15 protein-coding genes are annotated in these 18,191 nt (G+C 60.6%); 5 read left to right on the top strand and 10 right to left on the bottom strand.

Features of this window, described 5'->3' with window-relative positions; all coding sequences use genetic code 11:
* Positions 1-70: 70 nt before the first annotated feature.
* The 3 genes from X727_RS155350 to X727_RS155360 form a co-directional block, all read right to left on the bottom strand.
* The gene (locus X727_RS155350) at positions 71-1,120 is read right to left on the bottom strand and encodes a chemotaxis protein CheB (protein ID WP_023815899.1); all 1,050 of its coding nucleotides are present in this window, start codon (positions 1,118-1,120) and stop codon (positions 71-73) included.
* 141 nt (positions 1,121-1,261) lie between these two features.
* Positions 1,262-2,230, bottom strand: a complete 969-nt coding sequence (locus X727_RS155355; protein WP_023681124.1) for a manganese catalase family protein — start codon at positions 2,228-2,230, stop codon at positions 1,262-1,264.
* 367 nt (positions 2,231-2,597) lie between these two features.
* Positions 2,598-5,750, bottom strand: coding sequence for a GAF domain-containing protein (locus tag X727_RS155360; RefSeq protein ID WP_023815898.1), 3,153 nt, complete (start codon positions 5,748-5,750; stop codon positions 2,598-2,600).
* Between the two features lie 223 nt (positions 5,751-5,973).
* Here X727_RS155360 and X727_RS155365 point away from each other — a divergent pair, with 223 nt between their 5' ends.
* The 4 genes from X727_RS155365 (at position 5,974) to X727_RS155380 (ending at position 8,594) form a co-directional block, all read left to right on the top strand.
* A complete protein-coding gene (locus X727_RS155365; RefSeq protein ID WP_023696347.1) occupies positions 5,974-6,228 on the top strand; it encodes a hypothetical protein in 255 nt (84 codons plus the stop codon).
* Between the two features lie 13 nt (positions 6,229-6,241).
* Positions 6,242-7,411: an alpha/beta hydrolase gene (locus X727_RS155370; RefSeq protein WP_245274136.1), complete on the top strand. Its 1,170-nt coding sequence runs from the start codon at positions 6,242-6,244 to the stop codon at positions 7,409-7,411.
* Between the two features lie 19 nt (positions 7,412-7,430).
* Positions 7,431-7,961, top strand: a complete 531-nt coding sequence (locus X727_RS155375; protein WP_023687817.1) for a DUF1003 domain-containing protein — start codon at positions 7,431-7,433, stop codon at positions 7,959-7,961.
* 240 nt (positions 7,962-8,201) lie between these two features.
* Entirely contained in the window at positions 8,202-8,594 is a 393-nt protein-coding gene (locus X727_RS155380) for a response regulator (protein WP_023687818.1), read from the top strand.
* A gap of 186 nt (positions 8,595-8,780) precedes the next feature.
* On the opposite strand, the gene X727_RS1000000167825 is transcribed toward X727_RS155380, so the two are convergent.
* The 3 genes from X727_RS1000000167825 to X727_RS155390 form a co-directional block, all read right to left on the bottom strand.
* The gene (locus X727_RS1000000167825) at positions 8,781-8,957 is read right to left on the bottom strand and encodes a hypothetical protein (protein WP_023687819.1); all 177 of its coding nucleotides are present in this window, start codon (positions 8,955-8,957) and stop codon (positions 8,781-8,783) included.
* Positions 8,958-9,149: 192 nt separating this feature from the next.
* The gene (locus tag X727_RS155385) at positions 9,150-9,386 is read right to left on the bottom strand and encodes a hypothetical protein (protein WP_023668023.1); all 237 of its coding nucleotides are present in this window, start codon (positions 9,384-9,386) and stop codon (positions 9,150-9,152) included.
* A gap of 19 nt (positions 9,387-9,405) precedes the next feature.
* Entirely contained in the window at positions 9,406-10,341 is a 936-nt protein-coding gene (locus X727_RS155390) for a Crp/Fnr family transcriptional regulator (protein WP_245274135.1), read from the bottom strand.
* Between the two features lie 212 nt (positions 10,342-10,553).
* Here X727_RS155390 and X727_RS155395 point away from each other — a divergent pair, with 212 nt between their 5' ends.
* Positions 10,554-13,883 carry a DEAD/DEAH box helicase gene (locus X727_RS155395; protein ID WP_023833983.1) on the top strand — a complete coding sequence of 1,110 codons (3,330 nt, stop codon included), beginning with the start codon at positions 10,554-10,556 and terminating at the stop codon, positions 13,881-13,883.
* Between the two features lie 71 nt (positions 13,884-13,954).
* Here the strand turns inward: X727_RS155395 and cyoD are convergent, their stop codons facing one another.
* From cyoD to cyoA, 4 genes are read right to left on the bottom strand one after another with little or no spacing between them, the layout of a single operon-like run.
* Positions 13,955-14,365, bottom strand: a complete 411-nt coding sequence (gene cyoD / locus X727_RS155400; protein WP_023668026.1) for a cytochrome o ubiquinol oxidase subunit IV — start codon at positions 14,363-14,365, stop codon at positions 13,955-13,957.
* The gene (locus X727_RS155405; protein WP_023739558.1) at positions 14,362-15,039 is read right to left on the bottom strand and encodes a cytochrome (ubi)quinol oxidase subunit III; all 678 of its coding nucleotides are present in this window, start codon (positions 15,037-15,039) and stop codon (positions 14,362-14,364) included. Before X727_RS155405 ends, cyoD begins: the two co-directional genes overlap by 4 nt.
* Positions 15,036-17,036: a cytochrome o ubiquinol oxidase subunit I gene (gene cyoB, locus X727_RS155410; RefSeq protein WP_023704618.1), complete on the bottom strand. Its 2,001-nt coding sequence runs from the start codon at positions 17,034-17,036 to the stop codon at positions 15,036-15,038. The genes X727_RS155405 and cyoB overlap by 4 nt, the downstream gene beginning before the upstream one ends.
* 2 nt (positions 17,037-17,038) lie before the next feature.
* Positions 17,039-18,004 (bottom strand): ubiquinol oxidase subunit II, encoded by a 966-nt coding sequence (gene cyoA, locus X727_RS20320; RefSeq protein WP_081726068.1) that lies wholly within the window; start codon positions 18,002-18,004, stop codon positions 17,039-17,041.
* Between the last annotated feature and the right edge of the window lie 187 nt (positions 18,005-18,191).

Below are 18,191 nucleotides of genomic sequence, written 5' to 3'. Positions count from 1 at the left end.
GCGGCTGATCCGGGAAAACCGCGATCGGGACAGCGCAGACGTACCCGCCCTGACAAACCCTGTTGCCTTGTCACGGCGTTCGACGATGGATGATCTCTTCAATAAGTTTCGCGTCGGCTTCGTATTCCGCGGCCCGCGCAGCCATTTGACTGGCCAGGCTGTGTCTTTCCCGCGCGGCTTCGCGTTTTGCCGTACGTTTCGCCAACTCAGCCCGCTGCTGGTGCGCTCTTAAAAGGCTCCAAAGAGCCTGCTCCGCATCGTCAGCCTGGGCCTGCATCAAAACGTCTGCTCCGAACGCATGTCCGGTGTGGCAGCGGTAACGGGTAATCGGCCCGTCTTCTATCTCCCATAGGGGGCCATGACATTCGGGGCAGACAAATGTCGAGGGGGTGCCAAGCTGGCCTTCGGTCAATTCCATTGTGCTGTGCTCCTGAGCTGCAATCGCTGCCTCAAGGCGGATGCCGGACGGGATTTCTGGTGTCGGTCCTGCGATTTCGGAAGCAAGCCTGTGCAACAGGCCAGCCATTTCGGACAGAGGGACGCAATGGTCGATTTCCACATTCTGCAAGGCGCTCAGCGGCATGTCGGGTACTGCGGCGTCGCCGGGGTCCTGGACTACGCTGACGCCTCCGCACATCTTGATTGCGTGCAGGCCGGCGGTGCCGTCGGAGAGGCTGCCTGTGAGCACGACGCCGATCACGCTGCCGCCAAAGCTGCAGGCCGCCGATCGAAACAGGGGGTCGATGGCGGGGCGCGCCAGGTTCTCGCGCGGCCCGCGCCGCAGCAGCATATGATCGTCGTGTAACAGAAGGTGAGCTCCCGGCGGTGCAACGAAGATGTGCCCGTTTTTAACCTTCATGCCGTTGGAGGCATTTGCAACGGGCATGTTGGCAGCGCGACCGAGAATGTCGCCGAGGTAACTCGTGGGACCAACGTGCTGTACGACGAGGAGAGCCGCCGGGATGTCCGGCGAAAGATCGCGGACAAGTCTCTTCAGCGCGTCGACGCCGCCGGCCGATGCTCCGATTGTCACGATGCACCGGTTCTCGCAACCGTCGGGACGGACCTTGTCCGGCTGGCCCGCACGCTCCGAATCTGATCGTGGTGCGGCGGTGGCCATGGTTGCTTCACCCACATTCAGCACAGATGTCGATGCGAGCGCTCCGGCCAGTCCGTTGCTGGTCGGGCGCCCTGCCTTCGTCGGTGTCAGCTTCCGGCCGCATCGCGGAACATAGATGCCCGCAATGATGTCGGCTCTGTACTAACGCCTACGTGCGCGTTTGACGGCAGCCTCTGCCACGGCCGGGGCCTCCTGAATGCTTGCCGCGCCGCCGAAATCGGCGTTCTTGGTACGGCCAGCTCCCGGGCCCGCTCCTAGATCAGCGCCTGTTGTCGGATCGGAAGCCGGATCGGAAAGCGTACGGTCGGCCATCCTGGCCACCACCTTCATGTCTTTGGCCCCCAGCTTGACAGTTGCCAGGCCGTCTCCGCCGTCGACGGGCATCACCTCTTCAAGGTCATCGATCCGATCCCACTCTTCGCCGGAATTCCATGGGCCAGCGACATCGCCGTCGCCTTGAGAGGTGTTGACATACATGCTGGCGTACTTCTCTACGCCTGGGAGCTTGCCGGAAGGGAAATTGTTTTCGATCGCGTAGAGTGCTTTCTCAAACGACTTCTGGTGCGCGATCTCGCGGGTCATCAGGAAGCCGAGCGCGTCCTTGATTCCCGGGTCGTCGGTGATGTTGATGAGGCGTTCGTAAACGATCTTGGCGCGGGCTTCGGCGGCGATATTCGACCGCAAATCCACCGTAGGTTCACCGCGCGAGTCGACATAGGCCGCGGTCCAGGGAACGCCGGCTGAGTCGCACAGCGCGGGAGCGCCGCCGAACAGAATTGATTCCTTGGCTGTTGTGCCGCTGGCGCCGATCATCAGGTAAAGGTCGGCTTCCTTCATTTGGCCCTCGGCCAGCTGTGCCTTGAGCCCCTTGTTGAGCATGGTGACGATTGATCCCACCACTTCGAGATGGCTGAGTTCTTCGGTCGCAATATCGAGCAACATGTCGCGACGGCCAAGATCGTCCTCGCCAAGCCCTTGCGTGAAATAGCGCATGGCCGCTGCAAGCTCGCCATCGGCGCCGCCGAACTGTTCCATGATCATGCAGGCCAGGCGAGGATTCGGCTCCGAGACGCGAACGGTGTATTGCAGGCGCTTGTTGTGCATGAACATGGACATCTCTCCGGTTAGATCATCCGAACATCCCGGCAAGTTGATTGTTCCATCCGGCCATCGGCCAGCGAGCATTTTTACGGTAACTTCAGTGTTGAGCATCGCAGGGAGCCAGAGGCGGCATTTATTTCTCCGACCGGTGACCGGCGGCAACGAGATTTCGATCGTGCTGCGCCATCACAGCAATGAGCAAGGCCGCGGATGGGCAAGAGGTAGACAAAATCTGGAGGGATACTGGCTCGGAAAAGTGAAGCCGGGCCATATTAATACGATGTCGGTGTCGACACCTTCGGCCCGTTTCGCCGCACACCTTACGCGGCAAACGCCGGGTTTGGTCACACGGCGAGCGTCGCGGGCTGTTGCCCGTTCACTTTCGATCCAGCACCTTCCGGACTTTCTCTGCCAATTCGTCGATCGTGTAGGGCTTGGTCAAAAGTTCGGTTCCGAAATCGAGCGTGCCGTTGTGGACAATCGCATTTCGTGTGTAGCCGGTGGTGTAGAGCACTTTTAGCGACGGGTGCATTGTCTTGACCTGATCCACCAGCTCCCGGCCCGACATCTCCGGCATCACCACGTCGGTGAACAGAAGCGACGGCACTTGCCCGCTTTCGACGGCCACCAGCGCTTCGCGTGGACCTTGCATTTCCAGCACGGAGTAGCCCAATTCCCGCAGCGCTTCCGCGGCCATCAGCCGGACGCGATCTTCATCCTCGACAACCATGATGATCTCGTCTGCACAGCCGGGGTGCTCGCCTGCCACGACGTCGATTTGGCTGTCGAGCACGCCATGGTGCGAGCGCGGCAAATATATTTTCAAGGTGGTTCCGATGCCCTGCTCGGAATAGATCTTCACACTGCCGCCGGACTGGCGAACAAACCCATAGACTTGGCTGAGTCCCAGCCCGGTGCCTTTGCCGACCCCCTTGGTGGTGAAGAACGGATCGAAGGCTCTTGCGACAACATCAGCAGTCATGCCCGTTCCTGTATCGGTGACCGCTATCATCACATACTGGCCGGAGGGGATCGCGTTCTCCCTGGCATAGCGATCGTCGACGTGGGCGTTTGATGTCTCGATCGTCAGCTTGCCGCCAGCAGGCATGGCATCCCTTGCGTTGACGCAGAGGTTGAGCAGCGCGCTTTCCAATTGCCCTGCGTCGGCCTCGACATGCCATAGGCCCGCAGCGAGCACGGTCTCGATCTGGATGGTCTCGCCAAGCGTCCGGTTCAGCAATTCGCTCATGCCGGAGACGAGGCGATTTGGATTCAGCCGCTTCGGCGCCAGTGGTTGCTGGCGGGAAAAGGCGAGCAGTCGCCTGGTAAGTTCTGCGGCACGTTGTGCTCCATCGATCGCGCCGGTTACGAATTGGTGGACGTTGGTATCGCCGTTTCTGAGCTTGCGCTGCACAAGGTTCAGGCCGCCGATGATGACGGCCAGCATATTGTTGAAGTCGTGCGCGATGCCACCGGTGAGCTGTCCGACAGCTTCCATCTTCTGGGCTTGGCGCAGGTGCTCTTCTGCTCTGGCGCGTTCCGCAACTTCATCTTTGACACGTTGTTCGAGCGTGCCGTTGAGTGTCTGCAGCGCCTTGAACAGCCGGGAGTTGTCGATGGCTGTCGCGGCATGGCCGGCAAGCCCCAGCAAGGCCGCTTCTTGCTGTTCGGCGAACACGCCGGTCTCTGAATGACCAAGGAAGAGGCCGCCCAGGACCTCGCCCGAACGCGAGACGACCGGCACGGCGAGATAGGAACGCACCGGCAGATGGCCCTCCGGCATTCCCTTGCGGGGCCAGTTCTTTCCGTAACGCGGATCGGTGAGGATATCGTCGGAACGCACCACGTTTGTGCCGCGGAAAGTGGGCTCGAACACCGCGGTGTTGCGCGGCATCGGAAAGTTTTCGAAAGCAGAACGAGGTGCCCCCGAAAGGGCGTAGAGCACATAGCTGTCGCCCTTGTCGTCGATCACATTGTAGAAGAAAGCTCCAAATTGTGCGCCCGACAGCACCACGCCGGCGTCGGTTACCGTCTGGACAATTCGCTCCACGTCAAGCTCGGCCGCCACGGCTGCCGCAGTGGCGTTCATCAACTGAAGCTGATGCTCCACCCGCTTTCGCGCGGTGACATCAACCACGGTGCCGATGAAGCGGATCGCACGGCCGGACTGGAAAAGCGCTTCCCCCGTTGCGGCAATCCAGCGCTCCTTGCCATCCCGAAGGCCGATCGTCCGGTATTCGATGTCGTAGCGGGAGGGGGTGCCCGGCGCGAGCGACTGGCGTACGGCCTCGTCGGCCCGTGCGCGATCTTCCGGGTGGAGGCCCGCCAGGAAGGCGCTTTCATATGTCACCTCCGCGTCCGGCGGCAAACCAAAAAGGGCTTTGCACCGGTCGTCCCAACGCAGCACTCCGCTGATGGGATCGTAATCCCAGGTGCCAATAGCGGCCGCGTCGGTGGCAAGCCTCAGCCTCTCCTCGCTGGCCCGTGCCGCCTGTTCCGAGCGAACGCGCTCGATGTGAGCCCAGGACCGCTCCGTCACCTCGGTCAGCAAGGACAGTTCGCGTTGCGACCAGACGCGGCGCTGCTTGTCGTGGATGGCCATCAGGGCAGTCAGTCGGCCTTGTTTGACCAAAGGCATACAGATGGTTGCCGTTATCCCGATATCCTGAAAGGTCTTCGCTTCCTCGGGAGCAATTTCCTCAAGGTTGTTGTTGATGATAAGCGGCTTGTTGGCGCTGAGGTTGGTGACAGCCAGGCGACCGAAATCGGCAAGACTGTAATATCCCCTGATGCTGGGCGAGCCAGGTGCGCTCCAATCGCCGCGGATGGTGAAATGGTCTTGGTCCTGCTCCATGTCGGCGTAGGCGCAAATCGAGACGCCAAGATGTTCGCCGAGGAGCCGAGTGGTGATCTGCATGACAGCATCGGCGTCGGCCGCGAGGGCTATCTCCCTGCCGAGGCGGTCGAGAAAAGCAAGGCGTTCGGCGTTCTCACGCAGGGCCAGTTCGGCGCGAAGGCGTTCTATCGCCGTACGCGTCCGGTCCGCGACTGCCGAAATGAGGGCTACTTCCTCCGTCGCCCAGCGTCTGGGCGCGGAGTGGTTCAGGTATAACAGCGCCACCAGCCCGCCATGCTCGGTAACGGGCATGTTGATGACGGATTGGGCGCTGATGGCTTTGAGTGCCTCCGCATGGCTGCTGGTTCGCGGATCTGTCTCGGCGTTTTCAAAGACAACGGTTTCGCCTCGCTTCAAATCCTCGATATACGAGCCGTAGTTCCTGAAATTCAGCGTCCCAGCCAGGCTTTTGATGCCTGGCGCGTTCCAGTCCCTGTCGATGGTGATCGTTTCTTTCTCTAGATCGATCGTGCCGTATCCGGCTCGGCTGATGCCAAAATGGTTCCCCAGCAGTTCCGCGGCTGCGTAGGCCAGTTCTGCGGGATCCGTAATCTCGCGGATACGGTCGCCCAACGCTGCCAAAAGCTCGAAGCGCTGCAGTTCAGATCGCGGATTGCTTGAAGTGGCCCCCATTTCGCCCCCGTTTTGCCCGGACTTAAATGCAGTCTGCGGCCAAGAGTTCCCCGCAGGACGGCAGTTTGTTTGGCGGGCCGGTCAGCCGAACACGCCGCACCGCGGTCATAGGTTAATGACAGCTTGGCGCGCTGTGGCGGATAAAGGGGAAACCAGCGGGCACTTGACGAGCTCCCGCTGGCTGGGTGCCCGAACCGCACTTCACTCGTTTGGAGACGTTTTGATGCTTGACCGACCCATTCTTACGAATACGGACGCTCTCTATCCAGACGACCTGAAAACGCTTCGGTCGGTTTTCGACGCGCTGTGTGAGGAATTTGAGATTTCGTCGGACACTACCGCGGCAGAATCCATCGCGAGAGAGCTGGTCAGACTTTTCCAGACCGGGATGACGGAAGCGGCCATGCTGATGATTGCCGTGCGCGCACGTTGGCAGGGTGATTGGAAACTGGGAGGCAGCAGCGCTGCCCAGGCTTAACGGTCCCAACTCCATGGGCCTACTTTCCAAGACGCTTGAGCCGGTTGTACAGCGTGTCTTGTCTGGCGGAACAAGCTTTCGCCCCGAGAGTTGGGTTCGGCAGATGGTTTCCAACAGGCACGGCATGGCGTTCGACAGAGATGGACCGAAACTCGCGACCGGGTTGCTCGCGGCCTCATTGGCGGCGCTGGCGGCATACAACGCCATCCGCGCCAAACGTGCGATTGCCGGCCGGGCATGCGGACGTGTGATGGAGATCGATGGTCTGCGCCTGCATTTTATCGAAGCCGGAACCGGCATGCCGCTGCTTCTCCTGCATGGCAATGGATCCATGGCGGAGGATTTCAAGTCGAGCGGCATCTTCGATGAGGCGGCAAAGACCTATCGGGTGCTTGCATTTGATCGTCCCGGTTTTGGGCGAAGCTCACGGCCGCGCGGCCGGCGTTGGTCCGCTCGCGACCAAGCCGACCTTATACATGCCGCCGCCTGCGGGCTGGGTATAGAGAAATACCTCGTGCTTGGACATTCCTGGGGAGCTTGGATCGCCCTCGAATTGGCGCGCAGGCATTCTCCATCGGTCGCCGGCATCGTGCTGGTCTCGGGTTACTACTATCCGCCACCGCGGCTGGATCTTGCACTGGCCGCACTCCCTGCACTGCCTGTGATCGGCACCGCGTTTCGTCACACCTTGCTGCCGCCGCTTGTAAGGCTTGCTTGGCATTGGGCAATGGAGAAGATCTTTAAACCCGCCGTCGTCGCCGGCGAGTTCGCCGCACTTGCCAAAGATGTCGCCAGCCGCCCTTCCCAACTGCGGGCGGTTTCTCTGGAGACAGCATCGATGCTGGCCGCGTCCCTGTTGGGAAAAGCCAACTATACGGACATTGCCGTGCCCACCGGCATCATGGCGGGATCCGGGGATCGTTTGTTCGACGCGCAACGCGATGCACGACGCTTGCACGCGGAAGTCGGTGGGTCTCTCCTCGAGGTGGTTCCGGGCGCCGGCCATATGGTTCATCAGAGCGCCCCGCAAGCAGTGGTCGGCATGGTGCACACTATTGCAGGGCGGCACGCCTTGTTCCAAGCGGGCCGTGGGCAGCGACCCAAGTCGCGTGCCGACGAGTTCAAGGTAGATCCGGCCTCGCGGGAGCCACCGGCGATAAGCGACGCCGCTTGCACGGAATGATCTCCAACGGGGCTTTCAAATGAGCGACCAACGTCCAGCCGACATGCAGTCGGTGCTCCACCAGAACATACAGGCGCTGGTCGAGCACAGGCGGCAGCAAGAAGAGCACCAAGGCGTTCAAGCGTGGGTCGCCGGCGCTGTTTCGCGCTTCGCGGGAAGCATGACTTTCGTCTATCTGCACCTTGCAATTCTTGTCGTCTGGGTCCTCGCAAACCTTGGCGAGATACCAGCCGTCCCAGCCTGGGACCCGACTTTCGTGATCCTGGCCATGGTCGCCTCGGTTGAGGCAATCTTCCTGTCTACCTTTGTGCTGATCAATCAGAACAGAATGGCCGCCCACAGCGAGCGCCGAGCCGAACTGGATTTGCAGATCAGCCTTCTAAACGAACATGAAACCACGCGGCTGATCGAGATGGTGGCTGCCTTGACGGCGCGTCTGAATATCTCGACCCCGGCCGACAAAGAGCTGCCGGAACTCGCCGAGAATGTCGATCCCCAAAAGGTGATGACGCAGATCCAGCAAGCTTCTGGAGATCAGGAGAACGCTTGATCAAAGCGACCTCGTCGGCAACGGTTCAGCGTCGGCTACAGCCTGTAATCAGCCTCGTTGTCCAAGGCTGTGGACGCAGCTAAGCCGGCGTCGGCGTTCTCCACGGCGGCTTCCCGACGTCACAAGTCCGCCGCGCAACCGAGGCAGCGTAGAGCTTCGATAACCAACAGGCTGCTGCGCGTCAGATGGAACCAAGTTGACGCCGAAATCGTATTAGCGGGCGGCTTGGGGAGATTCCGGATGAGCGAAGGTGCTGTTCTGATCGTCGAAGATGAGACAATGATCCTGCTCGACCTCGAGTCAGCTTTGGAGGAGGCCGGCTTCCAGGTGGTCGGCACTCGGAGTGCCGCCGAGGCGCTGGCGGCTTTCGACCCCGATCCGACCAAGTTCAAGGCCGTGCTCACGGACATCCGTCTGGGAGCAGGACAGTCGGGGTGGGAGGTCGCTCGGCACTTGCGAAGGTCCAACTCGACCATCCCGGTTGTCTATATCAGTGGCGACAGCGCGGTACACTGGGGAGCGGAAGGCGTGCCCAACAGCATAATGATCACCAAGCCCTTTTTTCTGCCGCAGATCATAACTGCCGTTTCTCAACTTTTAAACGCGCAGCAAGGTGCAGAAACTCACCTCTAGGAATCGGACCGCGGCTCCGCGAACACCACCGAACATTCTTCTTCGGCCAATCGGCGCCGTCCGGCGTAAAGCGTTCGCGTCTGCTTGGGTCAAATGTCGGCGACCTCAACCAGATGTCGACCTCAGCTCCTTTCCCCTCGCCACCGGCTCGCATCCACTCGGGAGCCCTCCCGAAAGCAGGGGCGCTCATTGGTTGAGCTTTCGGTCGAGTTCGTCAAGCAATGACCGATGCTCGCTAGGCATGTCCGCGTCTGTCGGCAGATCCAGCAACTGGCGAAGCTGGCGACGATTGGCGTCCGATGAAATCCACTCCCGTATGAGGCGGGCTATGACCTTTTGTTGTGCCTTGCCGATTTCTTCCATGTTAGATTCCGAGCTTGTCCGTTGGACGAACTCGGCGGCTCTTTGATGGTTCCCCGTCCTGTACACAAATCGAGGCACAATCTATGGGTTAATGCATGTCGCTTAAAAGTGGCCCTGGTTTTGAGACACGACATGCCAGTGGATGTTTGCAGTCCCAGTCCGCTCGCCTAACGCTGCGCGTAGAGTGCAAATTTATACGTTCGATTTTACCCGAAGCGAGAGGCTCAGCCGCAAAATCTTGGCGCCATTTTCATCGCGCACTTCGATAAACAATTGCTGCCCGTCGACGCTCTTCAGTGACTCTCTTGTGAGGTCGACAAGGCCCTCGAATCCCGCGCGGCGGACCTCCTCGAGGCCAGCGCATTCGACACCTATTTCGTCCTCGAAGATGAGATCGCCATCGCCGCTGTCGAAGAAAAATCGTGCCATCGGAGAGCTTCCGTCACTGCTAATCTGCGGGGTTCCTTTGGTGCAGGTAGGTCGTGTCGAAATCTCCTGCGTGAGTGAGGCCAGCCCAGTCCAGTGCGTGAACTTTTGATCCCGAGGTGGCAATGAGGCCTCTGCGTCGTAGTTCCTGGAGCATCCGGTTGACGTGGACCGTGGACAAACCCAGTGCATCGCCTAGGGCCGCCTGTGTAATGGGGATATCCGCCACGTGATCCTCAATGCGCCCCATGGAGCGCAAGCGAAAAATCAGTTCGCACAGGATGTGAGCCATGCGGGTGTATGCCTCGCGTCTTCCCACATTGATGACCCACTCCCTGTAAATCGCGGCATCTATCAACGTCGACCGCCAAAAAGCGGTGGCGATGCGAGGGTGCTGGTCGCAAACGGCGCGCAGAGTGTCATGCCGCATGAAACCTATTCGCGCCGGCGTAAGGGTCGAGAAGTTACAATCCATGACCGACAGATGCAGCCCATGCAGATCAGGAATGTCGCCGGCGACGAAGAATGATGTGATTTGTCGCTTTCCTTCGCCCGTATGTTTGGTGGAACCGACCAAGCCATCAAGAACGATAAACGAGTAAACAGGACGGTCGCCCTCACGCACCAGATCGTGGTTGGCCAAATATTCCTTCTCCTGGATCGGAATGCCTTTCAGAACGCCGATGTCGGCCTCTCGAAGATCCGAGATGGTCTGAAGCTTGCGAATGAGTACATCCGAGGATGAGGTGGGGAACAAATTGACTACCTGGCTGATGTTGGTGATCGAACTATTATCCGCGCCAAAAGTTCCGACTGGCATGGGGACATATGCGCGGCGGCAGAAGGCGCCGCCGTGCGGCATGATCCCATGCCTGGAGCGTTTTGCCAGCGTCGAGCGTGGTTGGAGATCCCGGAATGATCGAAGCACCAGTTTTTTAGGACAGCCATAGGTGAGCAAGGCAGCAATGCATTAACCTATGACATAGGCTCGGCTAGAAATTTTCCCGCTGGGCAGCCAGCCCCAGGAGTTCGCCGATCACGGCGCAGCTTTGACCCTGTCGCTCCGCCCATTCAAGGGCTGCACCCGCAGCCCGTCCTGGAACTCTTTGATGCGCCGCCAGGAACGGGGTGGCTCCGCTGACGTTGTCTCAGTGGCAAGGTGAGATTTCAGTGAACAGGCATATTTCGCGGACGGATGTCGAACAAATCGATCACACGGATGACAGCGGGTTTGCGATAGAGCACGGCGGACCGCCATCCTCAGCAATCGCGGTAGCGCTGGCCCGTGGCCTGGAGACCAGTCGGGACAAGCACATCATCCATATAGCTCCCTCGGAACGCAGTGCCGAGGAGATCGCCGGCGCCTTGCGTCAGTTCCTGCCTGACGCGGATATAATCTTGCTGCCGTCCTGGGATTGCCTGCCTTACGACAGGGTGTGGCCCACACGCGCCAATATGGGGCGAAGGCTTCGTGCGTTGCGTGAGATCGCAACGAAGCCGGATCGCCCGCGCATCGCTGTAATGTCGCTCGAAGCCATTCTGCAGCGGGTGCCGCCTGCTCCGGTCATCGCTGGCGGTTTCACAATTCTGGAGGTGGGACAAAAGCTCGACCGTGACGATTTCAGAACCTGGTCCGAAGCCATTGGCTATGTCGTCGACGAGAGGGTCGACGAACCGGGTGAGATAGCCTTTCGGGGCGATCTCATCGATATTTTCCCTGCTGGCGCGGATGGCCCCGTTCGCGTCATCGTTGATCCCGATGCCTGCATCCGGCAGCTCAAGACCTACGACCCGCTCAGTCAGCTCAGCGATCAGGTTCGAGACTCGGTTACGGTCGGACCGGCATCCGAGCTGATCTTTAAAGCTGGTGAGCATCCTGAGTTGACAGCGATGCGCACGACGTCGATGGAGGAGCGCCTGGTCGCATCGTATGGCGCTATGCCATCCGTCTTCGATGCGGCTTCCAGCGCTTCGATCTCCTTCCTTGAAGGGACCGACGGGCAGCCGCTCGGCAGAATTCTGGATCTGGTCGAGGATGCACGTCGTGCCAGGCAGGAGGCAGCCGGAACGAAAAAACCTTTGCCGGGACGATTTTACCTATCCCGTGAAGAGTGGGACGCTGCTCTGCTTAACCGCTGCTGCGTGAGACTAGCCGTTTCTGCCGTGGGAGTTCCCAAATTCTTCCGCCAGGCCCGACCCGGGTATGATTTCGCGGAATTCATCAGAGGGCAGACGAGTGCCGGAGTCAGAGTAGTGTTCACCGGCGATGCCTCTGAACTGCAGCGAGCAGATCGCCTGCTCGATAGGAGACTAGGCCGGCGGGCAGAGGAAGCGGCCGACTTGCCGCAAATCCTTTCGGCCGCGAGGGGCTCTGTTCTCAAGGCTGAATTCGTCCTCGACGAAGGGTTTGTCGACGCGCAATCCAATATCGCCGTGGTGGCCGCATCCGACCTGTTTGGGCCCGCGTTAAAGGCGAGCGGGAGCGCGACCACGGGCATACTCGAACCCGAGTTGCGCATTGGCGATGTCGTCGTCCATGAAGACCATGGCCTGGGCGTGCTCGCCGCGGTCGAACAGGTCGAGTTGGCTGGCCAGCAACAGGATGTCGTCAGACTGGAATATCATGGCGGGGCTTCCTTGCTGGTTCCGGTCGACGACTTTGGACGAATATGGCGCTACGGCTCGGAACCGGAGGCAGTGTCGCTTGATCGCCTCAAAGGCGAGGGCTGGCCGAAGCGACGCGAAGCTGCGTTGCGCGAGATCGACAGGCTGGCCAAACGCCTCTTGAGTCTTGCCAAAATCAGGTCCAGCCAGCCTGCCGAGATCATAAAGCCCTCCCGCACGGACTTGGCCCGTTTTGCGGCGAGATTTCCCTATACGGAGACGCCCGACCAAGCGGCCGCCATCCGCGCTGTGCTCGATGATCTTTCGTCGGGAAGAACAATGAACCGGCTCGTCTGCGGCGATGTCGGCTTCGGCAAGACAGAGGTCGCCCTGCGTGCTTGCGCCGCCGCGGCTTTCTGCGGGAAACAGGTTGCTATCATAGCGCCGACAACGGTGTTGGCACGACAGCACTATGAGACGTTCAGCCGCCGCTTCGCAGGAACCGGGCTGCAGGTCGCCCACCTTTCAAGAATGGTCGGGGCAGCGGACGCGAGAGCGGCAAAAGAGGGTCTGCGGAGCGGCCAGGTTGCGGTCGTTGTGGGTACTCAGGCCCTGGCGTCCAGGAGCGTCACCTTCGCCAATCTTGGACTGCTGGTGATCGACGAGGAGCACCGGTTCGGGGTCAAGTTGAAGCGGGCCCTGCGGACCATGGCGCCTCGCCTCCATACGCTGAGCATGAGCGCCACACCGATACCCCGGACGCTGCAATCGGCGTTGTCAGGCATCCAGGACGTCAGCGTTCTAAACTCTCCGCCCGCCAAAAGACGTCCCGTTCGCACGATCTTGGCAGCGTTCGATCCAGCATCGGTGCGCGCGGCCCTCCTGCGTGAATTTCACCGGGGTGGACAGAGCTTCTTCGTGGTCCCGCGTATCGAGGATATTGCCCCGGCCTGTGACCAGCTGAACAGACTGGTGCCGGAACTCGGGGTCAAGACGGCGCATGGTGAAATGAAAGGGAGACAGCTGGACGAAGTCATGGTCGGATTCGCCGACGGTGATGGCGACATTTTGTTGAGCACCGACATCATCGAGAGCGGCCTCGATGTGCCGCGGGCCAACACCATCATCGTTTGGCGCCCCGACCGGTTCGGTCTGGCGCAGTTGCACCAGCTGCGGGGCCGGGTCGGAAGGGGGGCGGTGCAGGCCATAGCGTTTCTTCTGACCCAACCTGGCGTTGAACTGGCCGAAGGCACCAAGGCCCGGCTTTCGACGATGCTTGCGCTCGATCGGCTCGGCTCCGGCCTGGCAATCAGTCAAAGAGACCTCGACCTGCGTGGCGCCGGAGATCTTTTCGGCGAAGACCAGGCCGGGCATATGAAGCTGATCGGAGTGGGCTTGTACGAGCACTTGCTGGAGCGGGCGGTCTCGGCGGCTGGCGGAGGGGCCAACTTCGGCAAGCAACTTGCCGAGATCAATGGCTCGGGAAAGGGGGCTTTTCCCGAGAGCTATGTCGACGAGCCTACGGTGCGCGTTGGCCTCTATGCGCGGCTCTCCCGCATCCGTTCGGAGCCGGACCTCGATACATTCAGCGAAGAGCTCGAGGACCGCTTTGGAGACATGCCTGGCGAAGTAACCCTTTTGCTGGAATTTACCAGGTTGCGAATAGCAGCGTCGGAATTGGGCGTCGGCAAAGTCGATGTGGGTCCCGAGGCCATCGCGATCACCCCTAGGAACAAGCCGTCGGCGTCCCGATGGCGGAACAGCAAGGCTTTGGGCCTGGAGTACCGGAACGGCCGCCTGATTTTCAGGCCAATCCCGCCCGGCGTCTCAGGCATCGATGCGGTCCGCTTAGCGCTTGATGCCCTACGTGCAGCCCAGCCAAAGCACGAGATCTGACGAGCCTTTTGTCTCCTCGGCCCACGGTGCGAATGGTGCACTGTGGCGGCTGTGCGTTCGCAGGGCAGCGTTCAAGGCATCGTTCCGGCTTGATGGGGTGTCATGGCAGCCATGTTTTCATTCAGATGGGCCATGATCCAGATAGAGCCCAGAACCACCAGCGCGACGATCAGCACGCCGAAGGCCAGGGCCAGGATGTTGTTGGTGTTGTCCGGCCCGGTGGTCAGGTGCAGAAAGAAGACAAGATGCACGCCCATCTGCGCAACGGCGAGCACCACCAGGGCCGAGATGACCGCGGGCTGGTAAATCAGGTCGGTTCGCGCCGCCAGGAATGACGCGATCGTGAGCAGGATGGCCAGCCCGAAGCCGAGCACATAGCCCGAGAGGCCCCCAGCCGTTTCGTGCTCGCTTATGTGTTCCTCGCCCGGCGCTGAATCGCGGCGGTCCTGCAACTCGCCGGTCTTGCTCTCGAACTCGGTCATGACGATGCTCCCAGCAGATAGACCAGGGTGAAGATGGCAACCCAGATGATGTCGAGGGCGTGCCAGAAGAGCCCGAAGCAGTGGAGCCGCCGCAAAATGTCGGGCCGAAAGCCCTTGACCCACAGCTGCGCCATCATCGTTCCCAGCCAGAGCAGGCCGAGACCGACATGGGCACCGTGGCAGCCAACGAGCGCAAAGAAGGCAGAAAGAAATGCGCTGCGCGAGGGGCCTGCCTGCTCGCCGATCATTGCCGCGAACTCCTGTAGTTCCAGGAACAGGAACGCTGCCCCGAGCAACCCCGTGACGAGAAGCCAGAACTGCGTGGCAGCCATTGATCTGCGACGGGTGGCGAGTGTTGCCACGCCGCCGGTGAAGCTCGAAGTGAGCAGAAGGCCCGTCTGGACCGCAACCCGTGTCGGTTCGAACAGATCCTTGCCTGTCGGTCCGCCGGCGGTTGCCTTGGCGAGCACGGCGTAGGCGGCGAAAAATGCCGAGAACATGATGATGTCGGACAGGAGAAAGATCCAGAAGCCGTAGGTCACCGTGACGAACTTTGAGGCCGGGCCGCCTTCTCCGTGGCCCGTCGCAGAGCGCACCGCATGCCGACCGGTGTGATTAAGCCGATACGGGTCCCGTGCGTGGGTGCCGACGCTGGAGAATGCATGATCGCTCATGCCGGGCGCTCCCACCCGCGCAGCCAGGCAAACTGGGCTGCCTTGTGGTCATGATCGATGCGGGCGACCTCGTCGACAGGGATCTCGTAGTCTCCATGATCGCGCCAGGCGAATACGACGAAGGTTGCGTAGGCGCCGATGAAGCCGACGATCGCCAGCCACCATATATGCCAGATCAGCGCGAAGCCGATCAGTGTGCTGAAGAAGGCGGTGACGAAGCCAGTCGGGCTGTTGCGAGGCATCTCGATCGGCTCATATGCCTTTTCCTCGTCCGAGCTCTGTTCGATCCCTCGTTGCTTGATGCTCCAGTAGGGCTCTTCGTCTTCCACGTGAGGCAGCCGTGCATAATTGAAGACAGGAGGAGGAGAAGATGTCGACCACTCCAGCGAACGCCCGTCCCACGGGTCGCCGGTTTCGTCGCGAAACTTGTCGCGATGCCGGATCGAAACGAAAAGCTGTGTGATCTGCAGCGCCGCGCCGGCGATCATCACCACCACGCCGAAAGCGGCCACCACCAGCCACGGTGCCCAAAGGTCCATATCGATATGTTGCAGGCGCCGCGTCATGCCGAGCAGACCGACAATATAGAGCGGTACGAAGACCAGCATGTAGCCGGCCAAGGTGACCCAAAATGCCGCCTTTCCCCAGCCTTCGTGCAAACGGAAGCCGAACGCCTTGGGGAACCAGTAGGTGAAGCCGGCGAATGCTCCAAACAACACGCCCGAGATGATGACGTTATGGAAATGCGCGACGAGGAAAAGGGAATTGTGTAGCACGAAGTCGGCCGGCGGGACGGCAAGCAGGACGCCAGTCATGCCGCCGACGGTGAAGGTGGTCACGAAAGCCAGTGCCCAAAGCATCGGCGTGTCGAAACGAACGCGCCCGCCATACATGGTGAAGAGCCAGTTGTAGATTTTCACACCGGTTCCCACGGCAATGACCGACGTGGCGATGCCGAAGGCGGCATTAACGTCCGCTCCGGCACCCATGGTGAAGAAGTGATGCAGCCAGACCATGAACGAGACGATGCAGATGAACATCGTGGCCGCGACCATCGAACGGTATCCGAACAGCGGCTTCGATGAAAAAGTCGAGAAAATCTCGGAAAAGATTCCGAAGGCGGGAAGCACCAGGATGTATACTTCGGGATGGCCCCACGCCCAGATCAGGTCGACGAACATCATCTGATTTCCACCGGCTTCGTTGGTGAAGAAGTGGAAGCCGAGGTACCGGTCCAGCGTCAGCATTGCGAGCGTGGCGGTAAGGATCGGGAAGGCTGCGACAATGAGCAGGTTGGACGCGAGCGAGGTCCAGCAGAACATCGGCATTCGCAGATAGCCCATTCCCGGCGCCCGCATCTTGAGGATGGTCGTCACCAGGTTGACACCGGTGAGCAGCGTGCCGACGCCGGAGATCTGGATCGCCCACAGATAATAATCGACACCGACGCCCGGCGAGTAGGTGGTTTCCGACAAAGGGGCATAGGGCAGCCAGCCGGTGCGCGCGAACTCGCCGATCACAAGCGAGATGTTGACCAGCAGGGCTCCGGAAGCCGTCAGCCAGAAGCTGACGGAATTGAGCGTCGGAAAAGCGACATCGCGTACGCCAAGCTGCAGCGGCACGACGAAATTCATCAGGCCGATCATGAACGGCATCGCGGCGAAGAAGATCATGATCGTGCCGTGCGCGGAAAAGATCTGGTCGTAATGCTCCGGCGGGAGGTAGCCCGGCCCGTGAATCGCCAGCACCTGTTGTGTGCGCATCATGATAGCATCGATAAAACCACGAAGAAGCATGAGCATCGCCAGCACAATGTACATCACGCCGATGCGCTTGTGGTCGACCGAGCTTATCCACTCGCTCCACAGATATGGCCAGTACCCCTTCACCGTTATCCAGCCAAGCACGGCGGCTGCTGCCAGAAAGACGCCAAGGGCTGCGCCGAGGGGGATGGGTTGATCGAAAGGAACGGCCGACCAGTCGAGCTTGCCCAGCATCGTCATTCTGCGCCTTGTGGATGATGGGTCATCGTTGCCGCCGCCGCGGGTAATGCCCTTGGGCTCACCTGTGGCTCGCCGCTGGCTGCGCTCTCAGCAGGCCCCGGACCCGGTGGGAGCGTCTGCTGAACGACCGCTTCGAACAGCCCAGGCTGGACATGACCGAAGGAAGCCGGCGCCACATTTGTGCTTTGCCGGGCGAGTTCGCGATAGGCGTTGGCGTTGAGCACGCCGCCCCCGCCACGCAGCGATGACGCCCAGCGGGTGAAGGCATCGGCTGAAACCGCGCTCACACTGAAATTCATATCCGAGAAGCCGTCGCCGCTGAAGTGCGCCGACTGGCCGAAAAAGCTGCCCTCGCGGTCGGCCTGCAGATGCAATTCGGTCTGCATGCCGTTCATGACGTAGACCATGCTGCCAAGCTGGGGCACGAAGAACGTGTTCATCACGCTGGCCGAGGTCAACTTGAAACGCACTGGAACACCGGCGGGGATAACCAGTTGATTGACAGCGCCCACGCCCTGCTCGGGATATAGGAACAGCCATTTCCAGTCGAGCGCCACCACCTGAATGTCGAGCGGCGGCTGGCTAGAAGGGATCGGTTTGCGCGGATCGAGCTGATACGATCCGTAGTAGATCAGACCGCCAATGAACAGGATGGTGAGCGTCGGGATCGACCAGACGATCAACTCCACGCGTCCCGAATAGGTGAACTCCGGGTTATAGCGGGCGTTGCTGTTCGAGGCGCGGAACTTCCAGGCGAATGCCAGAAGCGCAACAAGCGTGGGAACAACGATCACCAGCATCACCGCCAGCGAGTTCAAAAGGATCGTGCGATTACCGACACCAATTGGTCCTTGGGGATCGAGCACTCCCCCCGCGCAACCGGGCAAGAATGCGCCTCCGACGATCCAGAGCAGTTGGCGTGTCAACTTAGGGCTGGATGGCAAGAACACCGGCTCTGCAATCTCTCTTTGCGGGAACGCGGGCTAGAGGCATGCGTTCGTCGGGTTTCCATCTGAGCCTCCCCATGGCGCGGAACCTCGCGGCACTTCGCAGGGTGTCGCCACCTGAGCGAGTGCCCCAACTGTCGCCGGCCGGGTTTGTTCCGCTGGACCGAGTTACTCTGTCCGATGGTCCCGCCTTGGCCCAATC

The sequence above is a fragment of the Mesorhizobium sp. L103C105A0 genome, assembly GCF_000502215.1.
Taxonomy (GTDB): Bacteria; Pseudomonadota; Alphaproteobacteria; order Rhizobiales; family Rhizobiaceae; genus Mesorhizobium.
The sequence above is the reverse complement of the archived record's forward strand: the minus strand, read 5'-3'. Positions and strand labels throughout refer to the sequence as shown.